At 69.1% G+C, this 23958-nt stretch carries 14 protein-coding genes and 1 pseudogene; 5 read left to right on the plus strand and 10 right to left on the minus strand.

What is annotated here, in order from left to right:
• Positions 1 to 160: 160 nt before the first annotated feature.
• The 3 genes from AB0D44_RS13050 (at position 161) to AB0D44_RS13060 (ending at position 4645) form a co-directional block, all read left to right on the plus strand.
• Complete coding sequence (locus AB0D44_RS13050) at positions 161 to 1387, plus strand: acetyl-CoA C-acyltransferase (RefSeq protein ID WP_030234769.1); 1227 nt, start codon at positions 161 to 163, stop codon at positions 1385 to 1387.
• A complete protein-coding gene (locus tag AB0D44_RS13055; RefSeq protein ID WP_362588821.1) occupies positions 1384 to 3513 on the plus strand; it encodes a 3-hydroxyacyl-CoA dehydrogenase NAD-binding domain-containing protein in 2130 nt (709 codons plus the stop codon). The genes AB0D44_RS13050 and AB0D44_RS13055 overlap by 4 nt, the downstream gene beginning before the upstream one ends.
• A gap of 91 nt (positions 3514 to 3604) precedes the next feature.
• Positions 3605 to 4645 carry an LCP family protein gene (locus AB0D44_RS13060; RefSeq protein ID WP_362588823.1) on the plus strand — a complete coding sequence of 347 codons (1041 nt, stop codon included), beginning with the start codon at positions 3605 to 3607 and terminating at the stop codon, positions 4643 to 4645.
• 8 nt (positions 4646 to 4653) lie between these two features.
• Here AB0D44_RS13060 and AB0D44_RS13065 read toward each other — a convergent pair whose 3' ends face one another.
• The 10 genes from AB0D44_RS13065 to acnA all read right to left on the minus strand — a co-directional run bounded on the left by AB0D44_RS13065 (position 4654) and on the right by acnA (position 20074).
• Positions 4654 to 6150, minus strand: a complete 1497-nt coding sequence (locus AB0D44_RS13065; RefSeq protein WP_362588825.1) for an amino acid permease — start codon at positions 6148 to 6150, stop codon at positions 4654 to 4656.
• A gap of 125 nt (positions 6151 to 6275) precedes the next feature.
• Entirely contained in the window at positions 6276 to 8192 is a 1917-nt protein-coding gene (dxs, locus tag AB0D44_RS13070; RefSeq protein WP_362588828.1) for a 1-deoxy-D-xylulose-5-phosphate synthase, read from the minus strand.
• Positions 8193 to 8455: 263 nt separating this feature from the next.
• A complete protein-coding gene (locus AB0D44_RS13075; protein ID WP_362588864.1) occupies positions 8456 to 9676 on the minus strand; it encodes a sugar ABC transporter permease in 1221 nt (406 codons plus the stop codon).
• A 92-nt stretch (positions 9677 to 9768) separates the two neighbouring features.
• The gene (locus AB0D44_RS13080; RefSeq protein ID WP_362588831.1) at positions 9769 to 10557 is read right to left on the minus strand and encodes an ATP-binding cassette domain-containing protein; all 789 of its coding nucleotides are present in this window, start codon (positions 10555 to 10557) and stop codon (positions 9769 to 9771) included.
• Positions 10558 to 10737: 180 nt separating this feature from the next.
• A complete protein-coding gene (locus AB0D44_RS13085; RefSeq protein WP_362588834.1) occupies positions 10738 to 11850 on the minus strand; it encodes a substrate-binding domain-containing protein in 1113 nt (370 codons plus the stop codon).
• Positions 11851 to 11968: 118 nt separating this feature from the next.
• Positions 11969 to 13183, minus strand: coding sequence for an ROK family transcriptional regulator (locus tag AB0D44_RS13090; protein WP_362588837.1), 1215 nt, complete (start codon positions 13181 to 13183; stop codon positions 11969 to 11971).
• A gap of 532 nt (positions 13184 to 13715) precedes the next feature.
• Positions 13716 to 14642, minus strand: coding sequence for a carbohydrate ABC transporter permease (locus AB0D44_RS13095; protein ID WP_362588840.1), 927 nt, complete (start codon positions 14640 to 14642; stop codon positions 13716 to 13718).
• A gap of 13 nt (positions 14643 to 14655) precedes the next feature.
• Entirely contained in the window at positions 14656 to 15600 is a 945-nt protein-coding gene (locus AB0D44_RS13100; RefSeq protein WP_362588843.1) for a sugar ABC transporter permease, read from the minus strand.
• Positions 15601 to 15619: 19 nt separating this feature from the next.
• Positions 15620 to 17050, minus strand: coding sequence for an N-acetylglucosamine/diacetylchitobiose ABC transporter substrate-binding protein (gene ngcE / locus AB0D44_RS13105; protein ID WP_362588845.1), 1431 nt, complete (start codon positions 17048 to 17050; stop codon positions 15620 to 15622).
• A 306-nt stretch (positions 17051 to 17356) separates the two neighbouring features.
• Positions 17357 to 20074, minus strand: coding sequence for an aconitate hydratase AcnA (gene acnA / locus AB0D44_RS13110; protein WP_362588848.1), 2718 nt, complete (start codon positions 20072 to 20074; stop codon positions 17357 to 17359).
• Positions 20075 to 20773: 699 nt separating this feature from the next.
• Between acnA and AB0D44_RS13115 the strand changes: the two genes are divergently transcribed.
• Together AB0D44_RS13115 and AB0D44_RS13120 are read left to right on the plus strand one after the other, a co-directional pair.
• Positions 20774 to 22303, plus strand: a complete 1530-nt coding sequence (locus AB0D44_RS13115) for a UDP-N-acetylglucosamine 1-carboxyvinyltransferase (RefSeq protein WP_362588850.1) — start codon at positions 20774 to 20776, stop codon at positions 22301 to 22303.
• Between the two features lie 145 nt (positions 22304 to 22448).
• Positions 22449 to 23868: pseudogene (locus AB0D44_RS13120) on the plus strand (cytochrome P450).
• Positions 23869 to 23958 lie beyond the last annotated feature (90 nt).

Consider the following 23958-nt stretch of genomic DNA (forward strand, 5'->3'; position numbering starts at 1 on the left):
GCGCACGCGGTGCGGGAGTGTGACGTTCACCGCTGTTGGGGGAGGGGGTGTGCACAAGGGTTACCCGCAAGTAGCATGGGCCGGGTGAGCGGGCGCTCAGCCACACCGGCCGAGCCGCCCCCGCGCAGCAGCGCCATCCCGTACCTGGAGGAGAGCCAACGTGCCTCGTACCGTCAGGGACGTCGTCTTCGTCGACGGCGTCCGCACCCCGTTCGGCAAGGCGGGCCCGAAGGGCATCTACCACGAGACCCGCGCCGACGACCTCGTCGTGAAGGCGATCCGGGAGCTGCTGCGCCGCAACCCGGACCTGGACCCCAAGAAGATCGACGAGGTCGCCATCGCCGCGACCACGCAGATCGGCGACCAGGGCCTCACGCTGGGCCGTACCGCGGGCATCCTCGCCGGTCTCCCCCAGTCCGTCCCGGGCTACTCGATCGACCGCATGTGCGCCGGCGCGCTGACCGCCGTGACCGCCGTCGCGGGCGGCGTGGCCTTCGGTGCGTACGACGTCGCCCTCGCCGGCGGTGTCGAGCACATGGGCCGCCACCCCATGGGCGAGGGCGTGGACCCGAACCCGCGCTTCGTCTCCGAGAAGCTGGTCGACGAGTCCGCCCTGTTCATGGGCATGACCGCCGAGAACCTGCACGACCGGTACCCGACGATCACCAAGCTCCGCGCCGACGAGTACGCCGTGCGCTCGCAGGAGAAGGCCGCCAAGGCGTACGCCGACGGCAAGATCCAGCAGGACCTGGTGCCGATCTCGGTGCGCAACACCAACGAGGCCGCGGGTGAGACGGGCTGGGGCCTGGTCACCACCGACGAGCCGATGCGCCCGGGTACCACCCTGGAGAACCTGGCCGGCCTGAAGACCCCGTTCCGTACGCACGGCCGGGTCACCGCGGGCAACGCCGCCGGTCTCAACGACGGTGCCACCGCCGCGATCATCGCGTCCGAGGACTTCGCCCGCGAGAACAACCTCCCGGTCAAGATGCGCCTGGTCTCGTACTCCTTCGCGGGTGTCGAGCCCGAGGTCATGGGTTACGGCCCGATCCCGGCCACCGAGAAGGCCCTCGCCCAGGCCGGCCTGTCCATCGAGGACATAGGCCTGTTCGAGATCAACGAGGCCTTCGCGGTCCAGGTCCTGGCCTTCCTGGAGCACTACGGCATCGCCGATGACGACGCCCGCGTGAACCAGTACGGCGGCGCCATCGCGTTCGGCCACCCGCTGGCCTCCTCCGGCGTGCGTCTGATGACGCAGCTGGCCCGCCAGTTCGAGGAGCAGCCGCACGTCCGCTACGGCCTGACCACCATGTGCGTCGGCTTCGGCATGGGCGCCACGGTCATCTGGGAGAACCCGAACTTCAACGCCGAGGGAGACTCCAAGTGAGCACCACCGCTGAGCTCCTGAAGGGCGCGGCCGAGCTGTTCCCGGACGAGGTCGTCACGTCCGCGCACGTCCGCCACCTGGACCTGCCGTTCGGCGCCGGGCGCTTCGCGCTCATCACGCTGGACAACGGCTTCGACCACACCAAGCCGACCACCTTCGGCCCGCAGTCGCTGGCCAACCTGAACGCGGCCATCGACCAGGTCGAGCAGGAGGCCACCGCCGGCTCCATCGTCGGCGCGGGCATCACCGGCAAGCCGTTCATCTTCGCCGTCGGCGCCGACCTCAAGGGCGTCGAACTGCTGAAGAAGCACGACGAGGCGCTCGCCATCGGCAAGGGCGGCCACGACGTCTTCAAGCGCCTCTCCGCGCTGGCCGTCCCGACCTTCGCCTACTACAACGGCGCGGCGATGGGCGGCGGTGTCGAGGTCGGCCTGCACTGCACCTACCGCACCGTCTCCAAGGCCATCCCGGCCTTCTCCCTGCCCGAGGTCTTCCTCGGCCTGGTTCCGGGCTGGGGCGGCTGCGCCATCCTCCCGAACCTGATCGGCGCGGAGCGCGCGGTCTCGGTGATCATCGAGAACTCGCTCAACCAGAACAAGCAGCTGCGCGGCAAGCAGGTCTTCGACCTGGGGATCGCGGACGCGCTGTTCGAGGGCGCGGACTTCCTGGAGCAGTCGCTCCTGTGGACCGCGAACGTGCTGAACGGCACCACCGAGGTCGTCCGCGCCGAGGTCGACCGCGGCGAGGCCTGGGACGCGGCCGTCGCCAAGGGCCGCTTCATCGCGGACTCCAAGGTGCACGGCGCCGCTCCGGCCGCCTACCGCGCGCTGGACATCATCGCCGCGGCCAAGGACGGCGACCTGCAGGCCGGCTTCGACGCCGAGGACACGGCCCTGGCCGACCTCATCATGGGCGGCGAGCTGCGCTCGGGCATCTACGCCTTCAACCTGGTCCAGAAGCGCGGCAAGCGCCCGGCCGGCGCCCCGGACAAGTCCCTGGCCCGTCCGGTCACCAAGGTCGGCGTCGTCGGCGCGGGCCTGATGGCCTCGCAGCTGGCGCTGCTGTTCCTGCGCCGCCTGGAGGTGCCGGTGGTCCTCACCGACATCGACCAGGAGCGCGTGGACAAGGGCGTGGGCTACGTCCACGCCGAGATCCAGAAGCTGCTCGGCAAGGGCCGCATCAACCAGGACAAGGCCAACCGCCTGACCGCGCTGGTGACCGGCGTCCTGGACAAGGCCGAGGGCTTCGCGGACGCGGACTTCATCATCGAGGCCGTGTTCGAGGAGATGTCCGTCAAGCAGAAGGTGTTCGCGGAGGTCGAGGCGGTCGCCCCGGCGCACGCGATCCTCGCCACCAACACCTCCTCGCTGTCGGTGTCGGAGATGGCCTCCAAGCTCCAGCACCCCGAGCGCGTGGTCGGCTTCCACTTCTTCAACCCGGTCGCGATCCTCCCCCTGCTGGAGATCGTCCGCGGTGAGCAGACGGACGAGGCCTCGCTGGCCACGGCCTTCGGTGTCGCCAAGAAGCTGAAGAAGACCGCGGTCCTCACCAAGGACGCCCCGGCGTTCGTCGTGAACCGCATCCTGACCCGCTTCATGGGCGAGATCCAGAACGTCATCGACGAGGGCACCCCGGTGGTCACCGCCGAGAAGGCCATCGAGCCGCTCGGCCTGCCGATGTCCCCGCTGGTGCTCCTGGAGCTCGTCGGCCCGGCGATCGGCCTGCACGTCTCCGAGACCCTGAACCGCGCCTTCCCGGAGCGCTTCACCGTCTCCCCGAACCTGGCGGCCGTCGTCAAGGCCGGCAAGCGCGGCTTCTACGTCTACGATTCCGGCAAGCCGGAGCTGGACCCCGAGGTCGCCGCCCTCCTGGTGCAGGGCGACAGCGTCCTGACGGAGGAGCAGGTCCGCGACCGCGTCCTGGACGCGGTGGCGCAGGAGATCGGCCTGATGCTGGAGGAGGGTGTCGTGGCCGAGGCCCAGGACATCGACCTCTGCCTCATCACCGGTGCCGGCTGGCCCTTCCACCTGGGCGGCATCACGCCGTACCTGGACCGCGAAGGCGTCTCGGAGCGCGTGAACGGCAAGAAGTTCCTCGCCCCCGGCCTGGCGAGCGTCCCGGCCTAGTCCGGGTCGCGGACCGGTAATCCACGGCCTGGCCCGCCCCCTTCGGGGGGCGGGCTTCAGCCGTTCGAATATCTGTCTAAGATTCACCCCCATGACGGACACGCACGCGCGGCCCAGGCGCCGCCGACGCCGCATTCTGCGGATCACCCTGCTGCTGGTCGCCGTGCTGGTCCTGGGTGCGGCCGGGGCCGGCTGGTGGGCGTACAGCCACCTCGACGGCAACATCTCCAGCGTCGACCTGGACCAGGCGATCGGCGACAACCGGCCGCCGAAGGTGGTCGCGAACGCGCAGAACATCCTGGTGATCGGCTCCGACTCGCGGGCCGGCGCCAACGGCGACCTCGACCACGGCGACGTCAGCGGGGCCCGCTCGGACACCGCGATGCTGGTGCACATACCCGAGGGCCGGGCCAAGGCGACCGCGGTGAGCATCCCCCGCGACACCCTGGTCACCCGGCCCGAGTGCAAGACCAACGACGGCAAGACCCTGCCGTCGGCCAAGCGGGTCATGTTCAACTCGGTGTACTCGCTGGCCGGTCCGGCCTGCGTGGTCAACACCGTGGAGCAGCTGTCCGGGGTCCGCGTGGACCACTTCGTCGAGGTGGACTTCGCCGGCTTCAAGGGCCTGGTCGACGCACTGGGCGGGGTCACCGTCACCCTGGACAAGCCGATGACCGGCGCCAAGGGCGGGCTCAAGCTGGACGCGGGCACGCACCGGCTGAACGGCACCGACTCGCTCCGGTTCGTCCGTACCCGCTACGGCTACGGGGACGGCAGCGACCTCGGACGCATCGGGCTGCAACAGCAGTTCATGATGGCGATGCTGTCCGAGATAAAGAAGCAGGACGCCTTCGGCAACCCGGCCCGCCTGTACAAGCTCGCCGACGCCGCGACCAAGTCGCTGACCACCGACCGCGACCTCGCCTCGCTCACCGCGCTCTCCGACTTCGCGCAGAGCATGAAGGGCGTGGACCCGGAGACGATGGAGACCATCATGCTGCCGGTCGCCTACGACAAGGTCGACCCCAACCGGGTGGTCGTGGCCGAGCCGCAGGCGACCCAGCTGTGGGAAGCCCTCCGCAAGGACCAGAAGATCCCGGCCTCCGCGAAGGACTCCCCCGCCAAGGGTTAGGCACGTGGTCAGTACTTCGCGTCGGGGCCGAGCCGGCCCAGCCGGCTGTGGCTGCGCCCGTAGGCGTAGTAGACGACGATGCCGATGGCCATCCAGATGCCGAAGCGCAGCCAGGTCTCGGCCGGCAGGTTGAGCATCAGCCAGACCGAGGCGGCGATCGACAGGATCGGCACCACGGGCACCCACGGGGTGCGGAAGGACCGGTGCAGGTCGGGGCGCGTGCGCCGCAGGATGATCACGCCGAGGGCCACGACGACGAAGGCGAAGAGCGTGCCGATGTTCACCAGCGTCGCCAGCTCGTTGATGCTGGTGAACCCGGCGACGATCGCGATGATCACACCGAGCAGGATCGTCGGCCGGTACGGGGTGCGGAACTTCGGGTGGGTCACCGAGAAGAAGCGCGGCAGCAGGCCGTCGCGGCTCATTGCGAAGAACACGCGGGTCTGACCCAGCAGCAGGATCATGCAGACCGTGGTGAGGCCCACCGCGGCGCCGAAGCTGATGATGCCGCCGTACACCGGATGCCCGGCGGATTTGAAGGCGTCGGCCAGTGGTGCGCTCACCGACAGCTCGCTGTAGTGCTGCATGCCGGTGACCACGAGGGAGACGGCCACGTACAGCACGGTGCAGATGAGCAGCGAGCCGAGGATGCCGCGCGGCATGTCCCTCTGCGGCAGCTTGGTCTCCTCGGCCGCGGTGGCGACCACGTCGAAGCCGATGAAGGCGAAGAACACGACGGAGGCCGCGGTGAAGATGCCCATGATGCCGAAGTTGGTGGGCTCGTAGCCGAAGATCAGCTGGACCAGTGGCGCGTCGAGTCCCGCGCCGCCCTCCTGTTTCACCGCTTCCGGGATGAAGGGCTTGTAGTTGCTGCCCTTGATGAAGAACAGGCCCGCGACGATGACGATCAGCACCACGGTGACCTTGATCGCGACGACGAGCGCCGTGATCCGCGCGGACAGCTTCACCCCGACCACGAGGATCGCGGTGAGCACCAGCACCAGGAGGAAGGCCAGCAGGTCGAAGGTACCCCCCTCGATGTCCGGTCCTTGGAGCGAGACCGGGAGGTGGATGCCGGCGTTGTCCATCAGCGAGCGGACGTAGCCCGACCAGCCGACCGCCACCACCGCCGTACCGAGGGCGAATTCCAGGACGAGGTCCCAGCCGATGATCCAGGCCGGGAGTTCGCCGATCGACGCGTAGGAGAAGGTGTACGCGGAACCGGCGACGGGCACGGTCGACGCGAACTCGGCGTAGCAGAGGGCCGCGAGCGCGCACACCACGCCCGCGGCCACGAAGGCCAGGGCGGTGGCGGGGCCGGCGGTCTCCTTGGCGACCTTGCCGGTGAGGACGAAGATGCCGGTGCCGATGATGACGCCGACGCCGAAGACGGTCAGGTCCCAAGCCGAGAGCGACTTCTTGAGCGCGTGTTCCGGCTCTTCGGTGTCCCGGATGGACTGCTCGACCGACTTGGTGCGAAAAGGACTGTTCAGATCCGTACTCACCAACGCACCTCCGAACAAGGTGACGCACGCGAACGGGCCGGGAGGCCCACCCCTTCAAGGGTGATCTCCCGGCCCGTGACGTGCAACCGCGCGTCGACCCGGTGGCCGATACCGCCCTGGGCCGTCTAGTCGACGGCGGCGGCCGGCTCGCTGTCGTAGCGCCCGTCCAGCCTGGCCACCAGGCCGGTGACCTGCCGGGCGATGTCCGGAGCGGTCAGCCCGATCTCGGCCATGACCTCCTTGCGGGAGGCGTGGTCCAAGAACCGCTGCGGAATGCCGAAGTCACGCAGCGGCACGTCCACGCCCGCGTCCCGCAGGGCCTGGGCGACGGCGGATCCGACACCGCCGGCGCGGCTGTTGTCCTCGACGGTGACGACCACGCGGTGGCGGTCGGCGAGCGGGGCCAGCGCCTCGTCCACGGGCTTGACCCAGCGCGGGTCGACCACGGTCGTGGAGATGCCCTGCTTGTCCAGCAGGTCGGCGATCTCCAGGCACATGGGGGCCAGTGCGCCGACCGAGACGAGCAGTACGTCCGGCCGGGTGACCTCGGGGGCCGGAGCCCGCAGGACGTCCATCCCGCCGACGCGGCCGACGGCCGGGACGGCCGGGCCGACGACGCCCTTGGAGAAGCGCACCACGGTCGGCGCGTCCTTGACCTGGACGGCCTCGTTCAGCTGGGCGCGCAGCTGCTCCGCGTCGCGCGGCGCGGCCAGGCGCAGGCCGGGGACGACCTGGAGGATGGACATGTCCCACATGCCGTTGTGGGAGGCGCCGTCGGTGCCGGTGACACCGGCGCGGTCCAGGACGAAGGTGACCCCGCACTTGTGCAGGGCGACGTCCATCAGGACTTGGTCGAAGGCGCGGTTGAGGAAGGTGGCGTACACGGCGAAGACCGGGTGGGCTCCGCCGGTGGCCAGGCCCGCCGCCGAGGTGGCGCCGTGCTGCTCGGCGATGCCCACGTCGAAGATGCGGTCGGGGTAGGCGTCCGCGAACTTCTTCAGGCCGACCGGCTGGAGCATGGCCGCGGTGATGGCGACGATGTCCTTGCGTTCCTTGCCGAGCCTGACCATCTCGTCGGCGAAGACGGAGGTCCAGCTGGCGGCGTCGGCGGACACGGGCAGACCCGTGTCGGGGTGGATCGGGCCGATGCCGTGGAAACGGTCCGCCTCGTCCTGCTCCGCGTGGGTGTAGCCGCGGCCCTTCTGGGTGAGGCAGTGCACGATGACCGGACCGCTGAAGCGCTTGGCGCGCTGCAGGGCGGACTCCAGGGCCTCGATGTCGTGGCCGTCGATGGGGCCGATGTACTTCAGGCCCAGGTCCTCGAACATGCCCTGGGGGGCGATGAAGTCCTTCAGGCCCTTCTTGGCGCCGTGCAGGGTCTCGAAGAGCGGCTTCCCGACGACCGGGGTGCGCTCCAGGATCTCCTTGCCGCGGGCCAGGAAGCGCTCGTAGCCGTCCGTGGTGCGCAGGGTCGCCAGGTGGTTGGCGAGGCCGCCGATGGTGGGGCCGTACGAGCGCTCGTTGTCGTTGACGACGATGACCAGGGGGCGGTCCTTGGCGGCGGCGATGTTGTTCAGCGCCTCCCAGGCCATACCGCCGGTCAGCGCGCCGTCGCCGATGACGGCGGCGACGTGGTGGTCCTCGCGGCCGAGCACCTCGTTGGCCTTGGCGATGCCGTCGGCCCAGCCCAGCACGGTGGAGGCGTGCGAGTTCTCGATCACGTCGTGCTCGGACTCGGCGCGCGAGGGGTAGCCGGACAGGCCGCCCTTGGAGCGCAGGCCCGCGAAGTCCTGACGGCCGGTGAGCAGCTTGTGGACGTAGGCCTGGTGGCCGGTGTCGAACAGGACCTTGTCCTTGGGCGAGTCGAAGACCCGGTGCAGGGCGATCGTCAGTTCGACCACCCCGAGGTTGGGGCCGAGGTGCCCGCCGGTCTTGGAGACGGCGTCGACGAGGAAGGACCTGATCTCGGCGGCGAGCTGGTCGAGCTCCTCCTGGCTGAGCCGGTCCAGATCGCGCGGTCCCTTGATGCGGGTCAGCAGCACCCGTGCCTCCTTGCAGTTGCTTGCTGGTCTGTCGAGTCTAATGTTCCGTCGGCGGGCGCGGTCATCGGGCCGTCCCCGGAGGGTCACACCTTTGTCATACATGGACGTACCGCCGCGGGGTCACACATCCCGAACGGGCGTATACCCGCACAGACGTACCCGATCGCGCACGCGGCGGCGCACGCACGGATGCCCGGCGCCACACGAAGTGGCACCGGGCACTGTGACGGGTCTTACCGGCGACCCGGGCGACCGGGCAGGCGTCAGGCCCGTCCGGCCGTCTTCTGGGTCTTGCGCGTGACCGAGTCGATCACCACGGTGGCCAGCAGCACGGCACCCGTGATCATGTACTGGATCGGAGTCGCGATCCCCTCCAGGGCCAGACCGTACTGGATCGAGGTGATGACCATGACGCCGAGGAGGGCGTTCCAGGTCCGGCCCCGGCCGCCGAAGAGGCTGGTGCCGCCGATGACGGCCGCCGCGATCACGTTCATCAGCAGGTCGCCGGCGCCGGCGCTCTGGTTGGCCGCCGCGATCTTGGAGGCCCAGAAGAGGCCGCCGATGGCGGCGAAGGTGCCGGCGATGGCGAAGACCGCGATGCGGATCCCGGTGACGTTGATGCCCGCGCGGCGGGAGGCCTCGACGCTGCCGCCGAGTGCGAAAACGTTTCGGCCGAAGGTCGTGCGGCGCAGGACGAAGTCGGTGGCGACCAGGGCCACCACGAACAGCACCACCGCGAGCGGCAGGCCCTTGTACTGGTTGAACACGATCGCGGGCCCGAAGGTGAACACCGCGAGCAGGCCGGTGCGCAGCAGGATCTCGCCGAGCGGCCGCGAGGGCACCCCGGCGGCCTCGCGGCGGCGGTTGTCGAAGAAGGTGGCGAGGAAGTACCCCACCACCGCGACCGCCGCCAGGCCGTAGCCGACGGCCACGTCCGAGAAGAAGTACGTGGTCAGCTGGCCGACCACGCCGTCCGAGTCGAGGTTGATCGTGCCGTTGCTGCCGAGGATCTGCAGCATGGCGCCGGACCAGAAGAGCAGGCCCGAGAGGGTGACCGCGAAGGCCGGAGCGCCGATTCTGGCGAAGAAGAAGCCGTGGACGGAGCCGATCAGGGCGCCGCCCGCGACGGCGGCGAGGATGGCCAGCCATTCGTTCACGCCGTGGGTGACGGCGAGGACGGCGACGATCGCGCCCGAGACGCCGCTGACCGAGCCGACCGAGAGGTCGATCTCGCCGAGCAGCAGCACGAAGATGATGCCGACGGCCATCATGCCGGTGGCGACCATCGTGATGGCGATGTTGGAGAGGTTCTCCGGGGAGAGGAAGTTCGAGTTCAGGCCCTGGAAGATGGACCAGATGATGATCAGACCGATGACGACCGGGATGGAGCCCAGGTCGCCGGCCTTCATCTTGCGCCCGAACTCGCTCAGGTACCCGGACAGGCCCTGCTCGCGGACGAGCAGGCGGGGGTCCACCGCGGGGATGGCGTCCGCCGCGGCGGCCGGGTTGACGACCTCGTGCTCGGCGGCGTTCTGGGCCGCCTTGTCGAGCGGGTCGGCGGCTGGGTTGTCGGTGCTCACTTGCGAGCCTCCCCGGTGCGGGCCGCCCGGCGGGTCACGGCGTTGTCCGTGGCTCCCGTGATGGCGGAGATGATCTCTTCCTGCGAGGTGTCGGCGACGGTGAAGACGCCGTTGTTGCGGCCCAGCCGCAGGACCGCCACCTTGTCGGCGACGGCCTTCACATCGGCCATGTTGTGGCTGATGAGGATGACGGCGTGGCCGCGCTCGCGCAGCCGTTCCACGAGGTCGAGGACCTGTGCGGTCTGCTCGACGCCGAGGGCGGCGGTGGGCTCGTCCAGGATCACGAGCTGGGGCTCGCCCAGCATCGACCGGGCGATGGCCACGGTCTGGCGCTGACCGCCGGAGAGCGAGGCGATGGGGATCCGGACACTGGGGATCCGGATGGAGAGCGTGGTCAGGAGCTCGCGGGCACGGCGCTCCATCTCCACCTCGTCCAGCACACCGCGGCGCTTGAGCTCGCGGCCGAGGAAGAGGTTGCCGACGACATCGATGTTGTCGCACAGGGCGAGGTCCTGGTAGACCGTCGCGATGCCCAGGTTCTGGGCGTCGTGGGGCTTGCCGATGGAGACCGGGCGGCCCTCCCACTCGATGACGCCGTCATCGATGGGGTGCACGCCGGCGATCGTCTTGACCAGCGTGGACTTGCCGGCGCCGTTGTCGCCGACGAGGGCGACCACTTCACCGGAGTGGATCTCGAGTTCTACGTCGGTCAGGGCCTGAACGGCGCCGAACCGCTTCGAGACCCCTCGCAACGCCAGCACGGGCGCAGCGGACACATGAACCATCTCCTTCGCCGCCTGACCGGCGGGGATGTCGTGCAAAAGAGCAGGAGCGGGGCGAATGGGGGAAATAAAAGCCTGGGAGAGCTCGGGAGAACGTTTCTGCCCGGCGCCCCGCGGGTGGCGGGGAAGAAGGAGCGGGGCGCCGGTCAGGCACGGGGGGTCGCCCTGGGGGGCGACGGGGGCCTACTTGAGGCCGAGGGTGGCGCAGGCGGCCGCGTACTTGTCGGTGCAGATCTCGTCGGCCGTGTAGACGCCGTCCTTGATGACGGTGTCCTTGATGTTGTTCTTGGTGAGCGAGACGACCGGGATCAGCACGGCCGGGACGCCCTTGGTGGTCGGGCTGTCGACCGTCGAGGTGGTGACGCCGGTGACCTTCTCGCCCTTGGCGAGGGCGACGGCCATCTTCGCCGCGGCCTCGGCCTCGGGGGCGTACGGCTTGTAGACGCTCATGAACTGCTCGCCCGCGACGATGCGCTGCACACCGGCGAGTTCGGCGTCCTGGCCGGTGACCGGGGGCAGGGTGGACAGGCCGGCGGCCTTGAGGGCGGTGATGATGCCGCCCGCCATGCCGTCGTTGGCGGAGTAGACGCCGATGACCTTGTCCTTGCCGAGCGCCGAGAGGGCGGCCGCCATGTTGGTGTTGGCGTTCTCCGGCTTCCACTCGACGGTGTCGTACTCCTTGCCGATGTTCACCTTGCCGTCGAGGACGGAGTGGGCGCCGGACTTGAAGAGCTTGGCGTTCGGGTCGGTGACCGAGCCGTTCATCATGACGATCTGGCCGTCCTTGGCCTTGTCGCCCAGCGCCTCGAGCAGCGCCTTGCCCTGGACCTTGCCGACCTCTTCGTTGTCGAAGGAGGTGTAGGCGTCGATCGGGCCTTCGGCCAGGCGGTCGTAGGCCACGACCGGGATGCCGGCCTCCTTGGCCTTCTTGACCGAGCCGGCGATGGCCTTGGAGTCCACCGCGTCGACGATGAGGACGTTCACCTTGTTGGTGATCATCGTGTCGACCTGCGAGTTCTGCGTGGTGGCGTCCTGCTTGGCGTTGGCGTAGACGACCTCGCCCTTGCCGCCGGTCAGTTCCTTGACCGTCTTCTCGATGAGCGGCTTGTCGAACTTCTCGTAGCGCGCGGTCTGGTTCTCCGGGAGCAGGAGACCGACCTTGATGGCATCCCCGGCGGCGGCTCCGGTCTCCTTGGTCTTGTCTCCGGCCTCCTTGGCACTGCCACAGGCGGCAAGCGAGACGGCCATGGCACCAGCGGCGACGGCTACGGCGGCTCTGCGCATACGCGTGTTCATTACTTGAACCTCCCTGACGAGGCCGCAACACTGCGGCCGAGGTGGGTGTGAGTCAACCCCGGCCGCAAGTTTGCCGTCAAGGAGTGAATCCTTAACGAGATGACAACGGTGCCATCCGTTATCTAACTGAAGACATGGCGGCTGGAGTTCGCACTCCACTTCCATGATCTGACAAAAGCGTCGAATCGCCCATTTCGCTGAGCACGAGGGCGAGCGCGCCCAGCACCTCGGCCCGACCGCCCAAAGAGCCCGTGAGCACCGAAAGCTGGCGGGCAGCGCTGGGAATCGCATACCTCCCCACGGATTCACGGATGGGGGCCAGGACGAGTTCACCGGCCTCCGCGAGCGAGCCGCCGAGCACCACCCGGCTCGGGTTCAGGAGGTTGCACAGACTGGCCACCCCGCTGCCCACGTGGCGGCCGACGTCGGTGATGACCCGGCGGCAGCCCGGGTCCCCGTCACGGGCCAGCTCGACCACCCGTTCCATCGTCAACTCCGGTCCGTGGCTGCCCTGGAGCAGCGGGAGCACGTACCGGGCCGCGGCGAAGGTCTCCAGGCAGCCGCGGTTCCCGCAGCGGCAGACGGGGCCCGATTCGTCGAGGGTGATGTGCCCGATCTCGCCCGCCGTGCCGCCCGGGCCGCGGTAGATCTGGCCGTTGATCACCAGCCCTGCGCCGACGCCGCTGGCCACCTTGATGTAGGCGAGGTCCTTCACTCCCCGCCCGCTCCCCCAAACGAGTTCTCCGAGGGCTCCGAGGTTCGCGTCGTTGTCCACGTACACGGGCACGCCGAGGCGCCGCGAGAGCTCCTCGCGCGGGTTGATCCCGGCCCAGCCCGGCAGGATCGCGGTCGAGCCGAGGGTCCCGGACTCCACGTCGATCGGGCCGGGGACGCCGAGGCCGACGCCGATGGCCTTGTGCAGGCTCACCCCCAGGCCGGCGATCAGCCGTCCGACCAGCGCTTCCGCCCGGTCGAAGCCCTCCACCCAGGAGGCGTCCACGTCCAGCGGCTCGGCCTCCTCGGCCAGCACCTGGTGGGCGAGGTTGCCGACGGCCACCCGCAGGTGCGTGTGGCCGAAGTCCACGCCGATCACGATGCCCGCATCGCCGCTGAGCGACACGCTGCGGGCCCGCCGGCCGCCCGCCGAGGTGTCGGTGACCTCGACGGTCCCGCCCTCCTTGAGCTCGCGGACGATGTTGGAGACCGTGGCCGCCGACAGTCCGGTGGTCCGGGCGATCTCCGCCTGGGTCAGCGAACCCGCGAGCCGCACCGCCCGCACGACCCGTTCGAGATTCGCGCGATGCAGCGAGGACTGCGATCCGGGAGTCTGCACGACTCATCCACTCCTGCCCATAAGCGACGGCCAGCCGTCGCCCCCCGGCCGGGGACGGCTGTACGCTCCGAGACCCCAGCGTCTCTCCAACTTGTGAACCTTAAGTCGAGCCTTTGCACATCCAGACGTCAAGAGGCTGACACAGCACCACATCACCCTTATCGACCAAAAAGGGGAGAGAACGGTCGTCGAGATCGTGTTACGGTCGCTGAGGCGCCGGCCTCTGCGGCCGTTTACCTGAGCGCGCACGGCCGCGGGGATCCGTCGCGCCTCCGTGCGTTTCGCGTCGCCCCTTCCTTCCGCATGTCCTGATCCTTCTGTCAGGCATACGTCATCCATGCCCCCGGCGCATCCCGTGCCCCCTGTGCGCACGCCGCGCCCCCTCGTGACCACTCCACGTAACCGTGCGGCTCCGCGCTATCGGGCGCGTGGCACCTACCGAACGAGGGGCTCATGGCCGGGCACCTGGCCGGCCCTGTGCCGGGAGGCGGAGAAGGAAGCCCGCTCCGCCACCGGCTCGGGGCGGGCGTCCCTACTTGAGCGTGGCCGAGGTCAGCCCGGCCTGGATCTGGCGCTGGAACGACAGGTAGACCGCCAGCATCGGGATGACGGCGATGGTGGCGCCGGCGAACAGCACCGGCAGGTCCGTCTCGTAGCCCATCTGGTACTGGAGCTGGATGAGCCCCTGCGTGAGCATGTAGCGCTCGGGCTCACCGCTCGTCTGCGGCTGCATCAGCACGGCGGGCAGGATGTACTGGTTCCACTGGCCCAGGACGTTGAAGATGCCGACGCTGATCAGGCCGGGCTTGGCCATCGGCAGCATCACCTGGAAGAAGATGCGGGTGTCGGAGGCCCCGTCGATGACCGCCGCTTCGTGGATCGCCGTGGGCAGCGTCCGGAAGAAGGAGTGCATGAAGAAGACGGTGAACGGCATCGAGTAGGCGACGTACACCAGGATCAGGCCCTGGTAGGTGTTCAGCATGTCGAAGCGCTTGACCATGAAGAACAGCGGCACGAGCGCCAGGAACACCGGGAACATCGCCCCGCTGACGAAGAAGTAGTAGATGATCCGGTTGCCCTTGAAGGGGTAGCGGGCCAGGACGTACGCGGCCATCGAGCCGAACAGCATGGTCAGCGGCACCGAGAACACCAGCACGATGAGGGTGTTGGCGAAGTAGCCGCCGATGCCCTTGTCCCAGGCCCGGCCGAAGGCGTCGAAATGCCAGTTGGAGGGCCAGCTGAGGGCCGAGCCGCCGATCTGCGCGTCGGTCTTGAAGGCGCCGAGCGCCAGCCAGATCAGCGGGAGCACGATCATTATCGCCCACAGGGCGAGGAACCCGTGCGAGAAGACGTTGAGGACCACGCCCTCGGAGCGGCGCGGGCTGCCCTCCCCCGTCCGGCCGGTCTTTCCCGACCGCTCCGCGGCGTCTTCGCCCGGAGCCTTGATCACTGTGGTCATGGTGGTCTCCCGCTCAGAACTCGATGCGCTCGCGGCGGGTGGCACGCAGCGTGATGACGGAGAGGATCATGGTCAGGACGAGCATGACCACGCCCATGGCGCAGGCGTAGCCGCTCTTGCCGAAGTACAGGAAGTTGCGCATCAGCACCGTCGCCATGACCTCGCTGTGGTGGTCGGGTCCGCCGCCGAACTGGCCCGAGGTCATGGTCGACACGAGGACGAACATGTCCATCGCGGCGATGCCCAGGTAGACCGCGGAGGTCTGCACAGAATCCCACAGGAGGGGCAGCGTGACCTTGAAGAAGGTCTGGGCGCGCCCGGCGCCGTCGAGCAGGGCGGCCTCGTAGATGTCCTTCGGGACGGACTGCATGGCGGCCGAGAACAGCACGAGGTAGAAGCCGACGCCGTGCCAGACGACCACGAACAGCAGGCACCAGAGCACGAAGGAGGGCTCGTTGAGCCATTCGACGGGGTGCTGCGCGGAGATCAGGCCGAGCTTGATGAGGAAGCCGTTGAGCAGGCCGCCCTCGTCGCTGCGGTAGATCGCGCCGAAGAGGACGGCGAGGATGGCGAGGGACAGGACCTGGGGGAAGAAGTAGACGACCTTGTAGAAGCGCGAACCGCCGACGCCCTGGACTCCGCCGGCCCCGCTGCGCCCTCCCGCGTTCACCATGAAGGCGAAGAAGAGGGCGAGCAGGATGGTGATCACCGGGACGAACACCAGGAGCAGCAGGTTGTGCCAGAGTGCGCCGCGGAAGACCTCGTCCTGCAGCAACGTCGCGTAGTTGTCCAGGCCGACGAAATCGAACGTCGGGGACTGCCCCGTCCAGTTGGTGAAGGAATAGCCGAACGTCTGCACGTACGGCCAGATGACGAAGGCCAAGTACAGCGCGAGGGGCGCGAAGAGGAAGCCGGTGATGAAACCGGCCCGCCCCTTGCTCTGGGCTACGTGGCTCATGGTGTCCGTCCCTGCGGTCTCAGCTGCGGCGGTTGTTCTTGGCGTTCGGGTCCTTGGCCGCCTTGTCTACCGCAGCCTGGGCCCGCTTGATCCACTCCTTTGGCTGGATCCGCTGCGCCATCAGCTCATTGGACGCGTTCTGGATCTCCGTGTCCATTTCGCTGTACCAGTCGGGGTAGCGGTAGCTGAAGGTCTGGGTGCCCGCCGCCTTGAGCGCGTCCACCGCCGACTGGGTGCCCGGGCGCAGCTTGACGCTGGGGTCCACGCCGTCCTTGACGACGGTGAGCGAATTGGCCTGCTGGGCGAAGATCGTCGACCATTCGCGGGAGAGCATCGAGCGGAGGAACTCCAGGCCGCCGGCCTTGTTGGCGGCCTTCTCCGGGACGATGAAGGGCTCGTCGACGCCGGCCCGGATCGCCTCGAAGGGCAGCTTGCTGTCGGCGAGCAGGGGCACCGGCAGGAACTTCATGTCGAAGTCCTCCGGGGTCTGCTTCAGCTGCTCGTTCTCCAGCCAGGAGCCGGAGGGGATGAAGGCGGCCTTGTACTGGTTCCAGGCGGTCTGGGACTCCGTGTGGGTGAGGCCGTTGGTGCCCGGCATCAGCAGGCCCTTCTCCACCACCTCGTAGACCGCCTCGACCGCGGCGAGGGCGGCCGGGTTGCCCTCGAAGGCGTTCGGCTCGAGGTGGTCGATCGCCTTCATGGCGTCCAGACCGCCCTTCTTGGCGATCAGGTCCATGATGACCACGTTGATGTAGTACGGGTACTTGCCCTGGTGGGCGAGGCCGCCGATGCCCGCTTCCTTGGCCTTGGTGCAGACGGCCAGGAACTCGTCCCAGGTCTTCGGCGGCGTCCAGCCCTTCTCCTTGAAGAGCTTGCCTGAGTACCAGAAGCCGAAGACGGCGTAGACGTACTTCAGGGTGACGAACTTGCCGCCCATGGTGCCCTGTTCGACGGCTCCGGCGACCAGGGTGTCGCGCACCTTCTTGGTCGGGTCGTCGAGGGAGGGCGCGTCGAGCACGGCGGTGAGGTCGGCGAGCTGGTTGCCCTTGGCGAGGACGTCCAGCTTGATCTGCTGGGCGCCGGAGTCGTCGATGACGTCCGGCGGGTTGCCGCCGTTGAAGCGCGGCTGGAGCTTGGCGGTGATCTCCTGGGTGCCCAGGTGGGAGCTGGTCGTGCCCCACTTCTTGTCGAAGGCGGCCTCCCAGGCCTTGGCGTAGTCGTCGCCGAACCCGCCCTTGAAGACGACGACGTCCAGCTTGCTGCCCTTGGCGACGCCGAAGGGGTTCTCCTTGGAGACGACCCCCTTGTCGGGGCCCTTGGTGCTCTCCTCGCCGCCGGAGGCGCAGGCGGACAGGAAGCTCATCGTCGGCACCGTGATCAGTCCGAGTGCTGCGGAACGCTTGATCAGATCACGGCGCCCGAGGCCCTCACCAGTGGATCCCATGCTCATGTCCTCGCCTTCGTCAGAAGTGTGAAGGAGGCCGGGACGTCACGGCGGTTGCCGTGCGTGCGGACATCGCCGCAGGTCCCCGCCCATCCCCCCGGTCCGGGCCGCTGACTCGCGGTGATCCGGACGGGCACAGGTATAGTCCACTTCCGCTCACGTGAGCAAGATCATGCACACGGATGGCGGCCAGCTTTTCCGAGTTGAGACCTGGCCGACACCTGGGCCGCGGGCCGGACAAGCGGAAGGGCCGTATCCCCTTGACGGGGGATACGGCCCTGTGGCACCGGTCGGACCGGTCCGCGGTGGTGCTTAGCCGCGGATCAGGTTGCGGAGCACGTACTGCATGATGCCGCCGTTGCGGTAGTAGTCCGCCTCACCCGGCGTGTCGATGCGGACGACCGCGTCGAACTCCACGCCCGTGTCGGTGGTGACCTTGACGGTGCGCGGGGTGGTGCCGTTGTTCAGCTCCTCCACACCGGTGAAGGAGAAGGTCTCCTCGCCGGTGAGGCCCAGGGAGGCCGCGGTGGCGCCCTCGGGGAACTGCAGGGGCAGGACGCCCATGCCGATCAGGTTGGAGCGGTGGATGCGCTCGTAGGACTCGGCGATGACGGCCTTGACGCCGAGCAGCGCGGTGCCCTTGGCCGCCCAGTCGCGCGAGGAGCCGGAGCCGTACTCCTTGCCGGCCAGGATGACCAGCGGGATGCCGGCGGCCTGGTAGTTCTGCGAGGCGTCGTAGATGAAGGAGACCGGCGCGCCCTCGACGGTGAAGTCGCGGGTGAAGCCGCCCTCGGTGCCCGGCGCGATCTGGTTGCGCAGGCGGATGTTGGCGAAGGTACCGCGGATCATGACCTCGTGGTTGCCGCGGCGGGAACCGTACGAGTTGAAGTCGCGGCGCTCGACGCCGTGCTCGGTGAGGTACGTGCCGGCCGGGGTGTCGGCCTTGATCGCACCGGCCGGGGAGATGTGGTCGGTGGTGACCGAGTCGCCCAGCTTCGCCAGCACGCGGGCGCCGGCGATGTCGGAGACCGGGGTGGTCTCCATCGTCATGCCCTCGAAGTAGGGGGGCTTGCGCACGTAGGTGGACTGCGGGTCCCACTCGAACGTGTTGCCGGTCGGGATCGACAGCGCCTGCCACTGGGCGTCGCCCGCGAAGACGTCCTGGTAGGACTTGTTGAACATGTCCTCGCCGATGGCGTTCGCCACGACGTCGTTGACCTCGGCCTCGGAGGGCCAGATGTCCTTGAGGAAGACCGGCTTGCCCTCGGTGTCGGTGCCGATGGCCTCGGTGGTGATGTCCACCTTCATGGAGCCCGCGATGGCGTACGCGACGACCAGCGGCGGGGACGCCAGGTAGTTCATCTTGACGTCGGGGTTGATCCGGCCCTCGAAGTTGCGGTTGCCGGAGAGCACCGAGGTGACCGCGAGGTCGTGCTCGTTGATCGCCTTCGAGATCTCCTCGTCCAGCGGACCGGAGTTGCCGATGCAGGTGGTGCAGCCGTACCCGACGAGGTTGAAGCCCATCTTGTCGAGGTACGGGGTCAGGCCGGCCTTGTCGAAGTAGTCGGTGACGACCTTCGAGCCCGGGGCCAGGGTGGTCTTGACCCAGGGCTTGCGGGTCAGGCCCTTCTCGACCGCCTTCTTGGCCACGAGCGCCGCGGCGACCATGACGTAGGGGTTCGAGGTGTTGGTGCAGGAGGTGATCGCGGCGACGGTGACGGCGCCGTGGTCGATCTCGAAGGAGGAGCCGTCGGCCAGGGTGACCAGGGTCGGCTTCGACGGGGCGCCGTTCGGGTGGTTCGCCGGGGCGTCGGAGGCCGGGAAGGACTCCTTGCCCGCCTCGTCCACGTCGTCCACGTAGTTGCGCACGTCCTGGGCGAACTGCTGCGCGGCGTTGGCGAGGACGATGCGGTCCTGCGGGCGCTTGGGGCCGGCGATGGAGGGGACGACCGTGGAGAGGTCGAGCTCCAGCTTCTCGGAGAAGTCCGGCTCGGCGGCCGGGTCCAGCCACAGGCCCTGCTCCTTGGCGTACGCCTCGACCAGGGCGACCTGCTGGGCGTCGCGGCCCGTCAGGCGCAGGTACTTCAGCGTCTCGTCGTCGATCGGGAAGATCGCGGCGGTGGAGCCGAACTCCGGCGACATGTTGCCGATGGTGGCGCGGTTCGCGAGGGAGGTGGCGGCGACGCCCTCACCGTAGAACTCGACGAACTTGCCGACGACGCCGTGCTTGCGCAGCATCTCGGTGATCGTGAGCACCAGGTCGGTGGCGGTGGTGCCGGTCGGCAGCTCGCCGGTCAGCTTGAAGCCCACGACGCGCGGGATCAGCATGGAGACCGGCTGGCCGAGCATCGCGGCCTCGGCCTCGATGCCGCCGACGCCCCAGCCCAGCACGCCCAGGCCGTTGACCATGGTGGTGTGCGAGTCGGTGCCGACGAGGGTGTCGGGGTAGGCCTGGCCGTTACGGACCATGACCGTGCGGGCCAGGTGCTCGATGTTGACCTGGTGGACGATGCCGGTGCCCGGGGGGACGACCTTGAACTCGTCGAAGGCGGTCTGGCCCCAGCGCAGGAACTGGTAGCGCTCCTTGTTGCGGCCGTACTCCAGCTCGACGTTCTGGGCGAACGCCTCGTTGGTGCCGAACTTGTCGGCGATGACCGAGTGGTCGATGACCAGCTCGGCCGGGGCCAGCGGGTTGATCTTGGACGGGTCGCCGCCGAGGGCCTTGACGGCCTCGCGCATCGTGGCGAGGTCCACGACGCAGGGAACGCCGGTGAAGTCCTGCATGATCACGCGGGCCGGCGTGAACTGGATCTCCTGGCTGGGCTGGGCCTGGGAGTCCCAGCCGCCGAGCGCCCGGATGTGGTCGGCGGTGATGTTCGCGCCGTCCTCGGTGCGGAGCAGGTTCTCCAGCAGGACCTTCAGGCTGTAGGGAAGGCGCGCGGCGCCCTCGACCTTGTCCAGCCGGAAGATCTCGTACGACTCGTCGCCCACCTGCAGCGTGCTGCGGGCGTCGAAGCTGTTCGCCGACACGACAGTCTCCTTCATGCATGAATTTCGCGCGTATGACCGCATCCTGCCGCCACGCCCCTTGGCCAATCCGCTAAGGTCAGGCTAAGTTAGGTAACCCTTACCAGCGGGGGCGGCTGCGGTACGCCTTCGGCAGATATCTCGATGTCGAGATAACTCTAGTACATGTCGGGGGGCGGGGACGAGGCACGCACCCCCAGGGATGTGGGGACGGCGCGCCGCGCCGGCCATTCCGCATACCCGGACGCGACCGGCACGACCGGCCCGGACCCCGCTGCGTCGGCAATCCGTTCGGGGTGGGGGGTGACGGCGGTCACGGGGGCGGGGCCCGGCCGGCCCGGGCGCCGTGTACGCCGGGAATCGCGAGCGGGAGTTGACCGCGTCGCGAGTGTGGGTGCACCTGGGGGTACACCCGCGCCGGGAAGCGCTTGCGACGCACGGCACCGCGCGTGCGCCCGCGACGGCCGGGCATAAGCGGGGCACGGCCGGGACATAGCCGGGACACGGACGGGCGCGCCCGAAGGATGGCGGGGCGGGTCTCCGCACATGCGCAGCGACACCTCACCCGAGGGGCCAAATGGGGCAGACAACTGCAAATGGCCTCACCCGTCCGCCCACCCCACCATGGGATCTGACGGTCGGTAACACCCGTTCGGCCTACCCCACGCGATCAACATCTCATATCTGAGATACGGTGCAGCCATGGCAGACGATTACCTCGTACGCATCGGCAAGCTCATCCGTGACGCCCGGCAGCACCGGGGCTGGACACAGAGTCAGCTCGCGGACGCGCTGGGCACCAGCCAGAGCGCCGTGAACCGGATCGAGCGCGGCAACCAGAACATCAGCCTTGAGATGATCGCCCGCATCGGCGAGGCGCTCGACAGCGAAATCGTCTCTCTCGGCTACGCCGGCCCGATGCACCTGCGCGTCGTCGGCGGCCGCCGGCTGTCCGGTGCCATCGACGTCAAGACGAGCAAGAACGCCTGTGTCGCCCTGCTGTGCGCCTCGTTGCTCAACAAGGGCCGTACCGTGCTGCGGCGCGTCGCCCGCATCGAGGAGGTCTACCGCCTCCTCGAGGTCCTCGGCTCCATCGGCGTGCGCACCCGCTGGATCAACGACGGCGTGGACCTCGAGCTGATCCCGCCGGCCCGCCTCGACATGGAGGCCATGGACGCGGACGCGGCGCGCCGGACCCGGAGCATCATCATGTTCCTGGGTCCCCTGCTGCACCGCATGGACCAGTTCCGCCTCCCGTACGCGGGCGGCTGCGACCTCGGCACCCGCACCATCGAGCCGCACATGATCGCCCTGCGCCGCTTCGGCCTGGACATCACCGCGACCGAGGGCATCTACCACGCGCAGGTCGCCACCGGCGTCTCCCCCGACCGCCCGATCGTGCTGACCGAGCGCGGGGACACCGTCACCGAGAACGCCCTCCTGGCCGCCGCCCGGCACGACGGCGTCACGGTCATCCGCAACGCGTCCTCCAACTACATGGTCCAGGACCTGTGCTTCTTCCTGGAGGCGCTGGGCGTCAAGGTCGAGGGCATCGGCACCACGACCCTGACCGTCCACGGCATCCCGAACATCGACGTGGACGTGGACTACTCCCCCTCCGAGGACCCGGTCGAGGCGATGAGCCTGCTCGCCGCCGCCGTCGTCACGGAGTCGGAGCTGACCATCCGCCGGGTCCCGATCGAGTTCATGGAGATCGAGCTCGCGGTGCTCGAGGAGATGGGCCTGGACCACGACCGCTCCGCGGAGTACAGCGCCGACAACGGCCGCACCCGCCTGGTCGACCTCACGGTCCGCCCCTCCAAGCTCGAAGCCCCGATCGACAAGATCCACCCGATGCCGTTCCCCGGGCTGAACATCGACAACGTCCCGTTCTTCGCGGCCATCGCGGCCGTGGCCCAGGGCCAGACCCTGATCCACGACTGGGTGTACGACAACCGCGCCATCTACCTGACCGACCTCAACCGCCTCGGCGGCCGCCTCCAACTCCTGGACCCCCACCGCGTCCTGGTGGAGGGCCCCACCCGCTGGCGCGCGGCGGAGATGATGTGCCCGCCGGCCCTGCGCCCGGCGGTGGTCGTCCTCCTCGCGATGATGGCGGCGGAGGGCACCTCGGTGCTCCGCAACGTCTACGTCATCAACCGCGGCTACGAGGAACTGGCCGAGCGACTCAACTCGGTGGGCGCCCAGATCGAGATCTTCCGGGACATCTGAGCCGCGACGCGGTCACCCCCTCGGCTCCCGCTGCCCCGCCGGGCCGGCCCACCGCGGCATTCGGCCCCGGTGGCCGGAATCCTCGCCATCACCGGCCGGGGACCGGCAGAATCGGGGTTCCGGTACGCGAACGAGGGGGACGGCCATGGCGGTTGGGGCGGGGACGGGCGTCGGAACCGAGGTGCCCGCGCTGGCGGGGGTGCCGTTGCTGGGGTCGCTCTTCGAGCTGAAGTCGGACTCGCTCGGCACCTATCTGCGGGCCCGGCAGGAGCACGGGGACGTCGTACGGATCGTCGCCGGGCCGCCCGGGCTGCGGGCCGAGCTGTACTGCGTGTTCTCCGCGGAGGGGGCGCAGCAGGTGCTCGCCTCGGAGTCGGCCAACTTCCGCAAGGACAACCGCTTCTACCAGGAGATCCGCGACTCCTTCGGCAACGGGCTGCTGACCAGCCAGGACGAGGACTACCTGCGCCAGCGCCGGCTGGTCCAGCCGCTGTTCACCCGGCGCCGGGTGGACGGGTACGCGGGGGCCGTCGCCGCCGAGACGCAGGCCGTCGTCGACTCCTGGGAGCAGGCCCCGAACGGTGTCGTCGACGTGACCGACCAGATGATGCACCTGGCGCTGCGGGCGGTCGCCCGGATCCTGTTCGGCACCGACGTGGAGGCCACCGTCGACGTCGTCGACCGGTGCTTTCCGGTCATCACGGACTACGTGCTGCGCCGCGGCTACTCCCCCGCCAACCTCCCGCGCAGCTGGCCGACCCCGGCCAACAGGCGGGCGGCCGCGGCGATGGACGAGCTGTACGCGGTCTGCGACAAGATCATCGGTGCGCGGCGCACCGAGCCCGCGGACGGCCTCGGCGACGGACCGGGCGACGGCGGCGGGGGGCGGCGCCGGCGAGGACCTGCTGACGCTGCTCGCGGCCGCCAAGAGCTCGGACGACGCCGAGTTCGACGTCTCCGAGCTGCGCGACCAGGTGCTGATCTTCCTGCTCGCCGGGCACGAGACGACCGCCACCTCCCTGGCCTTCGCCCTGCACCTGCTGGCCCGTCACCCCGAGGAGCAGGACCGGGCGCGCCAGGAGATCACCCGTGTCCTGGGCGACCGTACGCCCGAGGCCGCCGACCTGGAGCGGCTCCCCTACCTGACCCGGGTCCTGAAGGAAACGATGCGGCTCTACCCGGCCGCCCCGGTCATCGGCCGCAACGCCGTCGCCGCCACCGAGATCGACGGGCACACCATCCCGGCGGGCGCGAACGTGATCCTGGCGCCGTGGGTGACGCACCGCCATCCGCTCCACTGGCCGGACCCGGACCGCTTCGACCCGGAGCGTTTCACCGCGCAGGCCGAGGCCGGCCGCCCGCGCTACGCCTGGTTCCCGTTCGGCGGCGGGCCGCGCGCGTGCATCGGGCAGCACTTCTCGATGCTGGAGTCGGTGATCGCGCTGGCGATGATCCTGCGGGCGTACGAGTTCGAGGCCGTGGACACCGAGATCCCCGTCAGCGCCGGCATCACCCTGCGGCCGGCCGGCCCGGCGCGCTGCCGGGTGCGTCGCGTGGAGCACTAGGGGGTGTCTGACGGAGGTCCGCGGCGTCGCGGTGCCCGGCACGCACTCTCGCCGCACCGGCCGAAAGCCCAAGTACGTCCAGTACGGGGG

Source organism: Streptomyces sp. NPDC048349 (genome assembly GCF_040651925.1).
Classification (GTDB): domain Bacteria; phylum Actinomycetota; class Actinomycetes; order Streptomycetales; family Streptomycetaceae; genus Streptomyces.

Coding starts and splice junctions, on each gene's coding strand:
- AB0D44_RS13060 (WP_362588823.1), top strand. CDS start 3,605: ATGACGGACACGCACGCGCGGCCCAGGCGCCGCCGACGCCGCATTCTG.
- ngcE (WP_362588845.1), bottom strand. CDS start 17,050: ATGAGCATGGGATCCACTGGTGAGGGCCTCGGGCGCCGTGATCTGATC.
- AB0D44_RS13100 (WP_362588843.1), bottom strand. CDS start 15,600: ATGAGCCACGTAGCCCAGAGCAAGGGGCGGGCCGGTTTCATCACCGGC.
- AB0D44_RS13115 (WP_362588850.1), top strand. CDS start 20,774: ATGGCAGACGATTACCTCGTACGCATCGGCAAGCTCATCCGTGACGCC.
- AB0D44_RS13080 (WP_362588831.1), bottom strand. CDS start 10,557: ATGGTTCATGTGTCCGCTGCGCCCGTGCTGGCGTTGCGAGGGGTCTCG.
- AB0D44_RS13095 (WP_362588840.1), bottom strand. CDS start 14,642: ATGACCACAGTGATCAAGGCTCCGGGCGAAGACGCCGCGGAGCGGTCG.
- AB0D44_RS13085 (WP_362588834.1), bottom strand. CDS start 11,850: ATGAACACGCGTATGCGCAGAGCCGCCGTAGCCGTCGCCGCTGGTGCC.